9 protein-coding genes and 1 pseudogene are annotated in these 14,738 nt (G+C 66.5%); 2 read left to right on the forward strand and 8 right to left on the reverse strand.

The window, feature by feature from the left end; genetic code table 11:
- Nucleotides 1-17: 17 nt before the first annotated feature.
- The 6 genes and pseudogenes from XcuCFBP2542_RS13575 to XcuCFBP2542_RS13600 form a co-directional block, all read right to left on the reverse strand.
- Nucleotides 18-764, reverse strand: a complete 747-nt coding sequence (locus XcuCFBP2542_RS13575) for a CvpA family protein (protein WP_104604085.1) — start codon at nt 762-764, stop codon at nt 18-20.
- Between the two features lie 202 nt (nt 765-966).
- The gene (locus tag XcuCFBP2542_RS13580) at nt 967-2,040 is read right to left on the reverse strand and encodes an SPOR domain-containing protein (RefSeq protein WP_104604086.1); all 1,074 of its coding nucleotides are present in this window, start codon (nt 2,038-2,040) and stop codon (nt 967-969) included.
- Nucleotides 2,041-2,108: 68 nt separating this feature from the next.
- Nucleotides 2,109-3,377 carry a bifunctional tetrahydrofolate synthase/dihydrofolate synthase gene (gene folC / locus XcuCFBP2542_RS13585; RefSeq protein WP_104604087.1) on the reverse strand — a complete coding sequence of 423 codons (1,269 nt, stop codon included), beginning with the start codon at nt 3,375-3,377 and terminating at the stop codon, nt 2,109-2,111.
- A 137-nt stretch (nt 3,378-3,514) separates the two neighbouring features.
- Nucleotides 3,515-4,159 (reverse strand): histidine phosphatase family protein, encoded by a 645-nt coding sequence (locus XcuCFBP2542_RS13590; protein WP_104604088.1) that lies wholly within the window; start codon nt 4,157-4,159, stop codon nt 3,515-3,517.
- An 89-nt stretch (nt 4,160-4,248) separates the two neighbouring features.
- Nucleotides 4,249-6,331: pseudogene (locus XcuCFBP2542_RS13595) on the reverse strand (S46 family peptidase).
- Nucleotides 6,332-6,523: 192 nt separating this feature from the next.
- Nucleotides 6,524-8,605 carry a phosphocholine-specific phospholipase C gene (locus tag XcuCFBP2542_RS13600; protein ID WP_104604089.1) on the reverse strand — a complete coding sequence of 694 codons (2,082 nt, stop codon included), beginning with the start codon at nt 8,603-8,605 and terminating at the stop codon, nt 6,524-6,526.
- A 104-nt stretch (nt 8,606-8,709) separates the two neighbouring features.
- Here XcuCFBP2542_RS13600 and XcuCFBP2542_RS13605 point away from each other — a divergent pair, with 104 nt between their 5' ends.
- Together XcuCFBP2542_RS13605 and tdh are read left to right on the forward strand one after the other, a co-directional pair.
- Nucleotides 8,710-11,124, forward strand: coding sequence for a TonB-dependent receptor (locus XcuCFBP2542_RS13605; RefSeq protein ID WP_104604090.1), 2,415 nt, complete (start codon nt 8,710-8,712; stop codon nt 11,122-11,124).
- Between the two features lie 381 nt (nt 11,125-11,505).
- A complete protein-coding gene (gene tdh / locus XcuCFBP2542_RS13610) occupies nt 11,506-12,540 on the forward strand; it encodes an L-threonine 3-dehydrogenase (RefSeq protein WP_167526823.1) in 1,035 nt (344 codons plus the stop codon).
- A 169-nt stretch (nt 12,541-12,709) separates the two neighbouring features.
- Here the strand turns inward: tdh and XcuCFBP2542_RS13615 are convergent, their stop codons facing one another.
- The gene (locus tag XcuCFBP2542_RS13615; RefSeq protein ID WP_104604091.1) at nt 12,710-13,426 is read right to left on the reverse strand and encodes a TorF family putative porin; all 717 of its coding nucleotides are present in this window, start codon (nt 13,424-13,426) and stop codon (nt 12,710-12,712) included.
- A gap of 273 nt (nt 13,427-13,699) precedes the next feature.
- Nucleotides 13,700-14,731, reverse strand: a complete 1,032-nt coding sequence (locus XcuCFBP2542_RS13620; RefSeq protein WP_104604092.1) for a sulfate/molybdate ABC transporter ATP-binding protein — start codon at nt 14,729-14,731, stop codon at nt 13,700-13,702.
- Nucleotides 14,732-14,738 lie beyond the last annotated feature (7 nt).

Below are 14,738 nucleotides of genomic sequence, written 5' to 3' on the forward strand. Positions count from 1 at the left end.
CGCTTCGGCTTGCGCCGTTACTGTGAAGGTGGCCGTACCTGGCCCTTGGACTCGACCCGAGCCGGGTCGCTTTCTCCGCCGCGAACCTGCGCCGGATCGATATTGGCGGGCATCGCCTGCGCCGGATCGCGTCCGTCGCTGGCGGGTTTGCCAGGTTTGCCGAGCGCACTCTTGATGCTGTCACCCAGCCCGGACCCCGAAAGCGCCTTGCCCAGGTCGGTAGTATCGCCTGCCGAGGGCAACTTCCCCAACTCCGATGGCAGCTCGCCGAGTTCCATGGACGGCATCTCCATCGATGGCATCCGCCAGGCAGGCAACTGCGCCCGCATCCATCCCGCGCCGGGCGACAGCAGCGGCACCAGCACCGACTGGCGCCAGGACGGCTCGCGGGGCAGCGGCGTGAAGCCCATCAGCAAGACCAGCACGCAGGCCAGAAAGCCGCCGCGCACCACGCCTAGGCCGAATCCGAGCAGACGATCGGTCCCCCCAAGCCTGACTGCATCCACCCCGGCCCGGACCACCATGCCGATCACCGCCACGCTGACCAGCACGCCGACGAACACCATCGCGTAACCACCGAACGATTCGGTGGCCGAGGGGTGCTTGCCACCGGCCAGCCAGTGCGCCGCCGCACCGCCGAACTGAAACGTGGCCCAACCCGCCAGCAGCCACGACAAGGTGCCCACCACGATGGCAACAAAGCCGCGCAGCAGGCCCAGCAGGGCCGACACCAGGATGATGACGCCCAACACCATGTCGATCATCGGCGGGAACTCCACACGGCATGCGCGCCGCTTGTACAGCGTGGCTGGGTCTTCATGGCTGTCCCCTTCCTGGGCGTGAGGCTGTCGAACGATTCGGTGAAGCCGATAACGGCCGCGTCTGCCATGCATGCAGTAGACGCCCTGCCACCTCGCAGTGCTGCCGCAATCGCCTGACGGCGACGCGGCGCAGTGCGCTGGGGTCTCACGGGTGCGGACGCACCATGCCGGAAATGCCGACCTTGGCCGCCACCTGCGCGCGCAGCTGCTCGGCCTCCCCGCGGTTGGCCACCGGGCCGACGCGCACGCGGTTAAGCGCGCCCTTGTCGGTACGCACCTGTTCGACGAAGGCGCTGAAGCCGGCCGCACGCACACGGTCGCGCAGCGCGTTGGCATCGTCGGCACGACCGAAGGCACCCAGCTGCACCGCAAACCCGACGCCGCTGGCAGCCGGCGCTGCCGGGACCATGGGGGCGGACGCAGCGGGCTTGGCCGGCTCCGACTTGGCCGGTTCAGGCGTGGCCGGCGTGGTCCTGGCAACCTCGGGCTTGGCCGGTACCGGCTTCGGCACCTCGGCCGGCTTGGGCGTGGCGGCGACCGGCTTGGCTGGCTCCGGTGGCAGGCTTTCGGTCTTGGTGGCGGCGGGCGCCGCGGCGGCGGTGACGCTGCTGGCCGGCTTGGGCGCTGGCGTCGGCGTCGGGACCGGCGGCGGAGCGGTGGCGCCCACATCCAGCGTCACCACCTGGGCGTTGACGTCGCTGCGCACCTTCACCGCCTGCAGCCGGGCCGATTCGGCCTGGGCCTGATCGGCGTACGGGCCCACGCGCACGCGCCAGGCCGGACGGCCGCTGATCTGGGTCTTTTCGCTGAACGCCGGCAATTGTGCCTGCTTGAGCCGGGCGATCACCGCATCGGCATCGGCGCTGGTGGCATAGGCGCCGAAGTTGACCGCGTAGTTGCCGGCCGCCACTTCCGGTGTGGACGGCGTGCTGGACGGCGTGGCCAGATCCGCTGCATCGGGGTTGTCCTGCATCGCTGCCGGAACACTGGGGGCACCGGCCATTCCCAGCGCGCCACCGGCCGGGGCATTGCCCGGCGTCACTAGCGGCAGCTCGCGGGTTTCGAATTCGCCCTTGCCGGGCGCGGCAGGCGCCTCGAGCGGCACATCGGCCACGCCGCTGGACGGCGCAGGGCCCTTGACCAGCATCGGCAGGAAGATCACGGCGAGCGCCACCAGAACGATGGCGCCAATCAGTCGCTGTTTCAGAGCAGTGTCCACAGAAGAGAGCTAGGGGCGGCGTGGCGGGGTGCCGCAGCGATTATAAGGCCCGCGCCCGCCTGCCGGCCCTAACCGGCTGAACGAAGTGCGCCCAGCGCGTCGGCAACGGTGTGGAACGCGCCAAACACCAGGACACGATCGCCGGCCTGGGCGGTGGCCAGCACCGCCTGCAGCGCGCCAGCAACGTCGGCGTGACAGGGTGCCTGTGCGGCGGCGGTGTCGTGCAGGCGGTGCTGCAGGGCCTGGGCCGACTGACCACGCGTGCCGTCCAACCCTGTCAGCACCCAGTGATCGACCTGCGCCGCCAAGGCCTCCACCACACCCCGCGCGTCCTTGTCGGCCAGCGCGGCGTAGATCGCGCAGGTGGTGCCGGCGACCGGCTGCGCGGCGAGCGCCTGGGCCAGCGCGCGCGCCGCCTGCGGGTTGTGCCCCACATCCAGCAACACCTCCACGCCGGCGACCTCCAGGCGCTGCAAACGCCCCGCCACCTGTGCCGCGACAATCCCCTGCGCCCACGCCGCCTGCGGTACCTCCACCGGCAATGCCTGCAGTGCGGCGATCGCGGCAGCGGCATTGGCCAACTGCACCGGTGCCTGCAGCGCGGGCATCGGCAGTTCCAGGCGCACCGCCACATCGCGCCAGCGCCAGTGCTGCGCATCGACGGATTCATGGAAATAGTCGCTGCCGGCACGGATCGCATTGGCGCCCAGCAGGTAGGCGCGGCGCAGCACGCTCGATGGCGGGTCGATCTCGCCCAGCACCACCGGCTTCCAGGCGCGGATGATGCCGGCCTTCTCGGCACCGATTGCCTCGCGGTCCTCGCCCAACCACTCGGTGTGGTCGATGTCCACGGTGGTGATGACCGCCACATCCGACTCGACGATGTTGACCGCATCCAGCCGCCCGCCCAGGCCGATTTCCAGCACTGCCAGATCCAGCGCGGCGCCCTGGAACAGCCACAAGGCTGCCAGCGTGCCGAATTCAAAATACGTCAGTGCGGTGTCGCCACGCGCCGCCTCGACTGCGGCGAACGCGTCAACCAACTGCGCGTCGCTGGCCTCGTTGCCATCGACACGCACGCGCTCGTTGTAGCGCAGCAAATGCGGCGAGGTATAGGCGCCGACCTTCCAACCGGCAGCGCGCCCGATCGCCTCGATGAAGGCCACCGTCGAACCCTTGCCGTTGGTGCCGCCCACCACGATGACGTGCCTGGCCGGCGCCTGCAGCTGCAAACGCGCCGCTACCTCGTGCACGCGTTCCAGCCCCATGGCAATCGCGCTGGGATGCTGCTGCTCGATGTAGGCCAGCCAATCGGAAAGTGTGGTCGGGATAGTCACGGGGTTACCAGCTGTTTCGCAGCGCGCATTATCGCGCTTGCGCTGCCGCGGTGGCCTGTGGATGCGAGTGGTCATCTCAGCATCCGGTCAGGTATCACGCGGCGACGCCCTACCGGGCGCGTTGACGCCAGCTCGCCCTACAACGCGCGATGTTTGGCTTCACCAAAGAACGGTGTGTGATGCGCACAGTCGTTGAGGCGCACCACTTCCAGGTGATCGACGTCCTCGCCTTCGAGCAGGTTCAGCGTGGTCGGGGCCTGGCGGAAGGTCCACAGCCTGGACAACGGCAGGCCCAGAATCTTGCACAGGATCACGCGATTGACGGCGTCGTGCGCGACCACCAGCAGGGTGTCGTCGGCACCCAGGCCGTCGGCAGCGCGCGCCAGGCCGCGCCAACTGCGGTCCAGTACCTGGCGCAACGACTCGCCGCCCGGCATCAGCACGGTATCGGGTTCCTCGCGCCATGCGCGCAGACGCGCCGGATCCTTGTCGTTGATTTCGCTTGCGAGCAACCCTTCCCATTCGCCGTGGGCAATTTCCTGCAGGTCGGCATCGGTCTGCAGCAATCCTTCGCGCGCACTGCCAAGCGCGAACTTGGCAGTGGCCTGCGCGCGCGACAGCGGCGAGGCGACCGCGCGGGTGATCTGCAGCGAATGCAAGCGTTCGCCCAGCGCGCGTGCCTGGCCTTCGCCCACCGGCGACAGCGCAATATCGATCTGGCCCTGGTAACGGCCTTCGGCGTTCCACGGCGTCTCGCCGTGACGAGCAAGCAGGATGCGCATGCGCTGAGAATTCCTTGGGGGGAGGGGCCGGCTCGCGGCAGCGAAACCGGACCGCATCATAACCGCTCCCCGCCCCCGGCCCGGCGGCCTCAGCGCACGCCCAGCTCCTTCAGCAGCTGCGGCGCAGGCGCCACCTCTGTCATGATCCAGCGCAGGTAACGGCTGTCCACCGCAATCATGCGGGTCATGGCCGGGTCGAAGATCCAGTTGCTGCTCACCGATTCCCAGTTGCCGTCGAACGCCAGGCCGACCAGCTTGCCGTGCGCGTCCATCACCGGCGAGCCGGAATTGCCGCCGGTGATATCCAGGTCCGACAGGAAGTTGACCGGCACCGAACCCAGCCGCTTGTCGTCCAGGCCGGCATAGCGTTTGGCCTTGATCGCCTCCAGCAACGGCTTGGGCGAGTCGAACGGGTCGGCGCCGGTGTCCTTGGCCGCCACGCCTTCCAGCGTGGTGAATGGCGTATAGGCCATGCCGTCCCTGGGCGCGTAGCCCTTGACGTTGCCGAAGGTGATGCGCAGCGACAGGTTGGCATCCGGGTAGACCGCCTCGCCCTTGCTCTTCTTGTAGTCGGCCAGGGCCTGCAGATAGAGCGGCCGCGCCTTGAGCACTTCGCCGGTTTCAAGCTTGTCCTCGCGCTCGATCTGCAGCAGCGCCGGCATCACCGCCACTGCATAGCGGATCGCCGGATCGGTGCTGGCCTCGAACGCGGCGCGGTCGGCGGCCAACCATTTCAGGCGCGCTTCGGTGCTGCCCAGGGTGGTGCCATCCAGCTTGGCCAGCGCCGACTGCACGGCGGCCGCGTCACCGCCGCCTAGCCACTGGTCCAGCGCCGCAAGGCGTTGTGCCGGCGCAAGCGCGATGTACTGGCTGAGCCAATAGTGCTGCAGCTGCCGGTCCATGGCCGGCACATAGCGGCGCTCCATCTGCTTCATCGCGCCTTCGATGGCCGGCAGGTCGCGGTCCTGATATCCCGATTCGCGCTCGGCATTGGGCTTGGCGCGCTCCAGGGCCAACCGGTACAGCTTCACCGCCGCACCCACGGTTCCGGTGGTATCGAACTGGCGCAGCACGAAGTCGCGGTGCTGGGTGGCCTGGTCGCGCTTGGCCAGCGCGACCAGGGTGTCGTGCGCCTTGAGCGCGGCGCGACCGTTGGCGCCCTGGCGCTTGAGCCAGGCCAGCACGGCGGCTTCATCGGCCTGCTTGCGCCTGCGCGCCGATTCGCTTGAACCCTTCCAGCTGACCGTCGAAATTCTTGGCGGCATTGTTGAGGCCAGCAACAGTGCTGGCGTACTTCACCTGGATGTCCGGGTTCTGCTTGCCGGCCTGCTCGATCAGCGCGATGACATCCTTCAGGTGGCGACCGACCACCGGGTAGGTCCAGCTGGCGGTATTGTCAAATTCGGCCGCCAGTGCGTACCGGTTGGTCCGGCCCGGATAGCCGGCCACCATCACGAAGTCGCCCGCGCCCAGCGGCTGGTCGGCGAACTTCAGGAAGTGTCTGGGCTGGTAGGGCACGTTGTCCTTGGCATAGGCGGCCGGCTTGCCATCCTTGCCGACATAGGCGCGGTAGAACGAGAAGTCGCCGGTGTGGCGCGGCCACATCCAGTTGTCGACGTCGCCGCCGAACTTGCCCACGCTGGCCGGCGGCGCGTAGGCCAGGCGCACGTCCTTGATCTCCAGGTTCTTGAACAACCGATAGGTGTTGCCGCCGGCAAAGCTGAAAAACTGTCAGCGATAGCCGGGTTGCGCTTCGCATTGGGCGATCTGCTGCTTGCTGAAATCCTCCAGCGCCAGGGTGCGCTTGAGCGAATCATCGCCGGCCGTGGCCATGGCCGCCTTGGCAGCGGTGGTCACATCGGTGATGGCGTCCAGCACGTAGATGCGTGCGGTGGGACCGGCACTGAGTTCGTCACCTGGCCTGGCTGCGGTGAATCCATCCTTGATGAGGTTCTTCTGCGCGGTGGAATTGAGCTGGATCGCGCCGTAGGCGCAATGATGATTGGTCACCACCAGACCCTGCGGCGACACGAAGCTGGCGGTGCAGTCACCCAGCGCCACCACCGCGCCCATCGGGTCGCCGGTGAGATCGGCCAGTTGCTGCGCCGACAGTTGCAGGCCGGCCTGCTTCAACGGCCCGGCGATATCGGGCAGTTGCTGCGGCACCCACATCCCCTCGCCTGCCTGGGCGGAAGACGCGATGGCGAGTGTGGACAACATCAAAACGGCAGGCAGGTGTGGGCGCATCGCAAGAACCCTCGAAAACCTAAGAGTTATAGTGTAACGCCTGCAGTTGCAGCTGAAAGCATGACCAATGGCAGGGGCCGTCTGCGCGCCACGATCGCGCGCCGCCGCAGCGCCAGCTCAGGCACGCCCCAGCGCCGGATCGCTGCGACTGGGCCGCCCGGTTTCCAGATGGCCGGCCAGGCGTCGGCGGAAGGCCGCACCCGGCTGCTCGATCACCAGGTCGTACCAGTGATCGCTTGCCGCCAGCGGCAGGCGAATGCGCTGCCGCTGGCCCGCAGCGAGCCGCAGCGGCCGCGGAGTCGGGTCGCCATGATCCAGCGCACGCAGTTGCAGCGCACAGGCCTGTTGCCCGGCATTGCCGATCTCCAGCACCAGCGCATCGCCGTCCTGCCGCGCTTCCACCCAGGGGGTGGCCTGCTGCGCGGCATCGGGGGGCAGCTCGCCGGCGAACTCGCGCAGGAACCCATTGGGCCCATGCACGCGCAGCGCGTACGTCCCTTCGTGCAGCGCACCTGGCGGGATGTCATCGAGCTGCGTGCCCGGCAACACGGTGTAATACCAGGGGCCACCGCTGGCCGCGCTGGTGTAGACGTTGAACGCCGCCGCAGCGGCGCCGCTGTTGACGAACTGCAACTGCAGCGCGTTGCCATCGAGTACGCGTGCATGCACCTGCAATGCATACGGCAATGCGCGCGCGGGGCGTTGGCCCGGCTCCTGCCGTGGCATGCTGGGGTTGCTTGGCGGCACCGGTAGCGGCTTGTTGCGCAACGCAGCGGTCCGCGCGCGGTAGTCGTGGATCGATGGCAACGCGCTCAGTGCCGAATCGTCCGGCTTGCGGAAATCGAACACACTGGTCAGGTCACCGCTGACCGCACGCCGCCAGGGGCTGATATTGGGCTCGGCCACGCCGAAGCGGCGCTCCAGCAATCGCAGCACCGAGGTGTGGTCGAACACCTGCGAATTGACCCAACCACCGCGTGTAAACGGGGAGATCACCAGCATCGGCACGCGGATGCCCAGGCCCACCGGCACGCCGTTGTAGGCTTCACCACGCACATCGACATTGCTGCGCCCCATGCGCGCATCCAGCGCCGGCAACGGTGCCGGTACGTGATCGAAGAAGCCGTCGTTCTCGTCGTAGTTGATAATCAACGCAGTCTTGGCCCAGACCTGCGGATTGGAGGTCAATGCGTCGATCAGCCGCGCCACCAGCGATTCACCATAGGCGGGCGGCGCTTCGGGATGTTCGCAGTACGCGGTGGGCGGAATGACCCACGACACCTGCGGCAAGCGGTTGGCCTGCACGTCGGCGCTGATTGCGGCAACCAGATGCTCGGCCTGCGTGGTGGCCGCGTTGTCCGCGGTGGAGCCTGGCACGCAGGCGCGCGCACGCCGATAACGCTCATCGGCGGGATCGAGTCCACGGTAGTGGGAAAAATACGCTAGCGAGTTGCAGCCGAAGTTGTCGTATTCCTGATACACGCGCCAATCGATGCCGGCTGCCTGCAGCCGCTGTGCATACGTGGTCCAGCCCATTGCCGCGTAACCGGGCTTGTCGCGCGCCATGTCGGCGGTCCAGTTGCCGTCATCGGCATTGTCGGCCACCTGCGCGCGCAGATCGCCCACGCTCAAGCCGCTGGTGCCGGTGAACAGGTACATGCGATTGGGATTGGTCGGCCCATGCATCGAACAGAAATACCCATCGCAAATGGTGAAGGCGTCGGCGAGCGCGTGGTAGTACGGGATGTCCTGACGCTGGAAATAGCCCATCGCCAGCTCGCCCTTGTACGGCACCCAGGCATCGTAGTCGGCCCAGCGTGCCGGGTCCTGCCCATGACCGGCCTTCCAGGAGTGATCCAGGCTTTTAATCAACGGCGCACTGGTGTTTTGCGAATCGAACGCAAACGGCAACAACCGCCGTCCATCGGCGGCGGGCTGGCTCCAGACCGGGTTGCCGTCGCGCAACTGCAGCGCGTGCGGATCGCCGAAGCCGCGCACGCCGCGCAGTGCGCCGAAATAATGATCGAAGGAGCGGTTTTCCTGCATCAGGATCACCACATGTTCGATGTCGCGCAACGTGCCGGTGCGCGCATTGGCCGGCAACGCCAGCGCGCGGCCGATCGATGACGGCAAGGCTCCTGCGGCGGTGAGCGCGGCAACCCGCTTGAGGAAATCGCGGCGCGAAGATGATGAGGTCATGACCGAAGCCTTGCAGAAGTCGATACGACGCAGCGCGTGAAGCGATGCGTGCAGGACACGTATAGCCGCCGACCACGACAGTTTTGCGACAGCGGCCGTCATCAATGTTTCATGAGCCATTGACACCCTGCGTCGCGAAACGCCGGTCTTGCACCGCGCGTCCGCCCTCAGCCGTGCTTGAACAGGATTCCCCCATGACTTCCGCTCGTCGTTTTGATGTCACTGCGTTGGCGCTGGCCCTGGCCGCGCTGCTTCCCGTCGTGGCGTACGCCGCCGCCCCGGTCGCTGCCGACGTTGCAGATGCCCCGGCCGCGGTGGTCGATGCCGCAGGCAACGCCACCGACCTGGATGCGATCAACGTGGTGTCGCAAGGCAGCACGCGCCAGGTGCAGCGCATCAGCCAACAGGACATCGAACAACTGACTCCAGGCAGCAGCCCCTTCAAGGCAGTGGAAGAATTGCCGGGCGTGCAGTTTCAATCCGCCGATCCGTTCGGCACCTACGAGTGGTCCGCGCAGGTCACCTTGCACGGCTTCGACCAGAGCCGCCTGGGCTATACACTCGACGGCATTCCGCTGGGCAACATGAGTTACGGCGTCACCAACGGCCTGCACATCACCCGCGCCATCATTTCCGAAAACCTCGGCTCGGTGGAGATCGCCCAGGGCGCCGGTGCGCTGGGCACCGCCTCCAACACCAATCTCGGCGGCACCATGCAGTTCTACTCGGCCGATCCGCAGACCACGCCCGGTGCGCGGCTGGTGCAGACGGTGGGCAGCGATGCAACGCGCCGCACCTTCGTGCGCGCCGACACCGGCGACCGCAATGGATTGTCGGCGTACCTGTCCTACGCCAATGCCAGCACCGACAAGTGGAAGGGCTTCGGCGACCAACAATCCGAACAGGCCAACCTCAAGACCGTCTACCAGTGGGGTGACGGCAATCGCCTGAGCCTGTTGCTGGATACCTCGCGGCGCAAGGAGTACGACTACATGGACCTGTCGTTGACCAGCCAGCGTGTGCTGGGCTGGGATTTCGATTATCTGCAGCCGGATTGGGCCACCGCCGTGCGGATGGCTCGCGCCTACCAGACTACCGGCGCCACCAGCGGCGTGGCCAATGGCTATCCGCAATCGCTGGCCGGCCTACCCAACGACTACAGCTGGCTGGATGCCAGCTACTACGCCGGCGGCGGCCTGCGTCGCGACAATCTGGCCGGGCTGTCGGGTACCTTCGTGTTCGGCGGCGCCACCCTGGATACCACCGGGTACTACCACGGCAATCGGGGCGAGGGGCAGTGGGTGACGCCGTACGTGGTGACCTCGGCGCAGATTCCGCTATCCATGCGTACCACCGATTACGGCCTGGATCGTTTCGGCGGCACCAGCGCATTGAAGTGGTCATGGGGCAATCACGATCTGGAAGCCGGCATGTGGGTAGAAAATGCCCGCACCACGCAGAGCCGCAACTATTTTGCGCTTGGTAACGAGGGCTATACCTCGCTGTACAACGTGTACGACGCACAGACCCCGTTCCGCCGCGACTTCCTGCAGCGCTACACCACCCAGACCCGCATGCTGTACCTGCAGGACACCGTGCGTCTGCTCGATGATCGATTCACGTTGAATTACGGCGCAAAGGCACTCGACACCACCACCCGTGCGCAATCGCTGTTGCCAACCACCGCACTGGCGCAAGGCCGCATCAGCGCCGAGGACAACTTCCTGCCGCAGGTGGGCGTGAATTACAAACTCGACGAGCAGCAAGACATCTACGCGTCCTACAGCAAGAACATCGCTGCGTTCGGTTTCACGCCGTTCGCCACCTCGCAGGCCGCGTTCGACCGCAGCCGCTCCACGCTGGAGCCGGAACAATCGCAGACCGTGCAGGTGGGCTACCGCGTGCAGGACGCGCAGTTCCAGCTTTCGGCCGATGCCTACTTCACCAAGTTTTCCAATCGTCTGCTGACCACCTCGCCGTGCAGCGCGGTGCAGACCTGCGCGGCGATCCTGAGCAACGTCGGCGCCGTGCATAGCGCCGGTGCCGACCTGGCGCTGATGTGGCGCCCGGTCGAAGGCCTGAGCTGGTTGAACTCGCTGTCGTGGAATCGCTCGCGCTACCAGGACAACTACCTCAACAACGGCGTGGTTGCCACCGCTGGCAAGGACGTGGTCGGCATCCCGGCACTGATGTTCTCCTCCAGCGCCAGCTACCAGGTCGGCAACCTGCGCCTGGACCTGGACGGCAAGTACGTGGACAAGCGCTACATCACCTTCCTCAACGACTCGCAGGTTCCCTCGTACTGGCTGTTCAACGCCGGTGCGCGCTACGACTTCGGCCGCGTGGGTCCGGCACAGGATGTGGGCCTGGCGCTCAATGTCACCAACCTCACCGACAAGCGCTACTTCGCCAGCACCGGCACCAACGGCTATGTCGCTTCCGATCCGGATGGCTACAACCAGACCATGGTGGTCGGCGCACCGCGGCAGACCTTCCTGAGCCTGGATGTGAAGTTCTGAGCATCTGCAGGTCGTCCCCCTCATCCGGCGCTGCGCGCCACCTTCTCCCGCATGCGGGAGAAGGGTGAAGGCGGTGGTGACCTCCATCCGGCGCTGCGCGCCACCTTCTCCCGCGTGCGGGAGAAGGGTGAAGGCGGTGGCGACCTCCATCCGGCACTGCGCACCACCCTTCTCCCGCATGCGGGGGAAGGTGCCCGAAGGGCGGATGGGGGCAGCGCGCGAAGTCGCCCCCTGTCCGGCGCGTGCGCCCGCACGTACACCGCCTGCTCCGTCGCCCGGCAGGCGCCGGATCGACGTGGGCGACCGTCCTGCACTGCCGCATGGCGGATGCGGCATCGGGCATATAATTGCGGACTTATTTCACTTAGCAGGCCTCGCCATATGGCGCAGACGATGAAGGCGCTGGTCAAGCGCGATGCGGCAAAAGGAATCTGGATGGAGCAGGTACCGGTTCCCACCCCCGGCCCCAACGAGGTGCTGATTAAGCTGGAAAAGACCGCCATCTGCGGCACCGATCTGCACATCTACCTGTGGGACGAATGGAGCCAGCGCACCATCACCCCCGGCCTGACCATCGGCCATGAATTCGTCGGCCGCGTGGCCGAGCTCGGTTCGGCGGTGACCGGTTATCAGGTGGGTCAACGCGTCTCGGCCGAAGGCCACATCGTCTGCGGCCACTGCCGCAATTGCCGCGGCGGCCGGCCGCACCTGTGCCCCAATACGGTGGGCATCGGCGTCAACGTCAACGGCGCCTTTGCCGAATACATGGTGATGCCGGCGAGTAACCTGTGGCCGATCCCGGACCAGATTCCCTCCGAACTGGCCGCATTCTTCGACCCGTACGGCAATGCCGCGCATTGCGCGCTGGAGTTCGACGTCATCGGCGAGGACGTGCTGATTACCGGCGCCGGTCCGATCGGCATCATTGCCGCCGGCATCTGCAAGCACATCGGTGCGCGCAACGTGGTGGTCACCGACGTCAACGATTTCCGTCTCAAGCTGGCCGCCGACATGGGCGCCACCCGCGTGGTCAACGTGTCCAACACCTCGTTGAAGGAGGTGATGAAGGACCTGCACATGGAAGGCTTCGACGTGGGCCTGGAAATGAGCGGCAACCCGCGCGCCTTCAACGACATGCTCGACTGCATGTACCACGGCGGCAAGATCGCCATGCTCGGCATCATGCCGCGCGGCGCCGGTTGCGACTGGGACAAGATCATCTTCAAGGGTCTTACCGTGCAGGGCATCTACGGCCGCAAGATGTACGAGACCTGGTACAAGATGACCCAGCTGGTGTTGTCGGGTTTCCCGCTGCAGAAGGTGCTCACCCACCAGATGCCGATCGACGATTTCCAGAAGGGCTTCGAGCTGATGGAAGAAGGCAAGGCCGGCAAGGTGGTCCTGAGCTGGAACTGATCCGTCCACACGCAGAAGGCGCCCCAGGGCGCCTTCTGCGTGTGCGCTGGGCGCCGCCTTCGACCTTGGCGTCACTCGTCCATGGCCTGGGCGACACGTATCGCATTGCCGCCGTGCACGCCGCATCTGACCGCTGGCAACGCCAGCAGCCAGTGCTGGCCGGCGCACCTCACGGCCAGGCGACCGTGGCGGTCGCCACCAGATGGTTCTGCGAATTCTGCGGCCCAAAACCGAATTCGGCCGCTTCGCTGGTGTCGTAATAGCCCACGCTCAGCCCCAGCGGCCCGAACGTCTTGCCCACGTTCACGCCAAAGTCGTTGTAGTCGTGATCCACCTTGCGCAATGCCGAGGTGTAGATGCTGTGTCCGGCATGCGCGCCGATGGTGAAGTCATGTGGCAGCGCCCAGCGGGCATCTACTGCGTAGTAATAACCATCGGTCCCTGACCCATACAGATCGTTGGTATAGGCAAGCGTCAGGCTGTAGGTCTTGAGGAAGGTGGTCTTGGTAATCAACTCGGCGTAGTCAGACGCGCGCGCACCCAGGTATTGGTAGCGGTTCACCAACACGTCCACATTCCAGCGACTGCCAAGGTTGGTGTTGTAGCCGACGAAGCCGTCCACTTCCCAGTTCGGATCGCTGGTGGTGGAATCCACATTGGATCCCCAGGCGCCCATGTACAGGCCACTGGGCAGCGTATAGGTCAGCCCGGCCTGGAAGGCAGGGCCTTCGTTGGTCTGGGAAATGCCGCGGAACAGGTAATCGCTGGTGACCGCGAAGGTGCCGCTGAGCACGGGCGCCGGCGGACCGTCGTCCTGGGCCAGTACCGGCGGCGCGACACCGCACAACAGCAACGACAGACAGCAGGCAAGCGGGAACGGCGTCATGGGCATCTCCTGGAGCGCAGAGAAGTCGAACAGAGCGAAGCGAGGTCTGCAGTACCTACTTAAACGAACCATCGCTGCACTGCAACATACATTGCGTGATCGCTTGATCCAGCGCGCATTTTGTTCCCGATCCAGTGCAGATCGACTCGCCATGTCATCGACTGGGCGCGCGGAATCTTGACCTGCGCGTCGTGGCTACCATGGGCACCACGAATCGCTCCCTCCTGCCCCGTTGTCCGCGCCCGCTCACTGCCCGCGCGACCCGGCCATTGCTCAGGCCGGAAAGACACCATAGTGCCGCGCCGCCAGCCGCAGCTGCTGGCCCGGCTGGAAGCCCCCGGCCGAGGCAGGCAGTTCCACTTCCACCTCGTTACCGGCCGGCTGCAGCCTGGCGCGCAGCCGCAGCCGTGGGCCGCTGCGCTGCGACCAGGCCACCGTGGCCGGCCAGCCGGCGTCATCGGGCACCAGATCCTCGGGCCGCACATAGACGTCCACGGGCCCGGCAGCCAGCGCGGCATTGGCTGCCGGCAAGGCGTGGCCGGCCACCTGGATCTGCCCCTGTTCCAGTATGCCGGGAATGCGGTTCACCGCCCCCACGAAGGAATACACGAACGGCGAGGCCGGCGTGTCGTAGATCACCGCCGGGGTGTCGAGCTGTTCGATACGCCCACGGTTGAGGATGGCGACCCGGTCGGCCAGCTCCAGCGCCTCTTCCTGGTCGTGGGTCACGAACACCGTGGTCAGGCCGGTGCGCTCGTGCAACGCACGCAGCCAGCGCCGCAGGTCGCGGCGCACCTGCGCATCCAGCGCACCGAATGGCTCGTCCAGCAACAGCACGCGCGGCTCGATCGCCAGGGCGCGCGCCAATGCGACCCGCTGCCGCTGGCCACCGGACAACTGGGTGGGATAGCGCTGCTCCAGCCCCTGCAGCTGCACCAGCACCAGCAGTTCTTCCACCCGCGCACGGATCCGCGCTTGGTCCCAGCGGGCGTTGCCGCGCCGCACGCGCAGCCCGAAGGCGATGTTCTCGAACACGTCCATGTGCTTGAACAACGCGTAGTGCTGGAATACGAAGCCGACCCTGCGCGATTGCACGCTCATGCGGGTGGCGTCCTCGTCGCCGAACAGCACCTGCCCGCCATCGGCGTGCTCTAGCCCGGCCATGATCCGCAGCAGGGTGGTCTTGCCCGACCCGGACGGCCCCAGCAACGCCAGCAGCTCGCCCTGACGCACGTCCAGGCTGATGTCGTCCAGTGCGGTGAAACTCTCGAACTGCTTGCGCAGGCGGTGGATACGGATGCCCATGGTGACC

The sequence above is a fragment of the Xanthomonas cucurbitae genome (assembly GCF_002939885.1).
GTDB lineage: Bacteria > Pseudomonadota > Gammaproteobacteria > Xanthomonadales > Xanthomonadaceae > Xanthomonas > Xanthomonas cucurbitae.

Bases quoted from the DNA above. Each gene is read 5' to 3' on its own strand.
- tdh (WP_167526823.1), top strand. From the start codon at position 11,506: ATGGCGCAGACGATGAAGGCGCTGGTCAAGCGCGATGCGGCAAAAGGA.
- XcuCFBP2542_RS13605 (WP_104604090.1), top strand. From the start codon at position 8,710: ATGTTTCATGAGCCATTGACACCCTGCGTCGCGAAACGCCGGTCTTGC.
- XcuCFBP2542_RS13620 (WP_104604092.1), bottom strand. From the start codon at position 14,731: ATGGGCATCCGTATCCACCGCCTGCGCAAGCAGTTCGAGAGTTTCACC.
- XcuCFBP2542_RS13600 (WP_104604089.1), bottom strand. From the start codon at position 8,605: ATGACCTCATCATCTTCGCGCCGCGATTTCCTCAAGCGGGTTGCCGCG.
- XcuCFBP2542_RS13575 (WP_104604085.1), bottom strand. From the start codon at position 764: ATGATCGACATGGTGTTGGGCGTCATCATCCTGGTGTCGGCCCTGCTG.
- XcuCFBP2542_RS13615 (WP_104604091.1), bottom strand. From the start codon at position 13,426: ATGACGCCGTTCCCGCTTGCCTGCTGTCTGTCGTTGCTGTTGTGCGGT.
- XcuCFBP2542_RS13590 (WP_104604088.1), bottom strand. From the start codon at position 4,159: ATGCGCATCCTGCTTGCTCGTCACGGCGAGACGCCGTGGAACGCCGAA.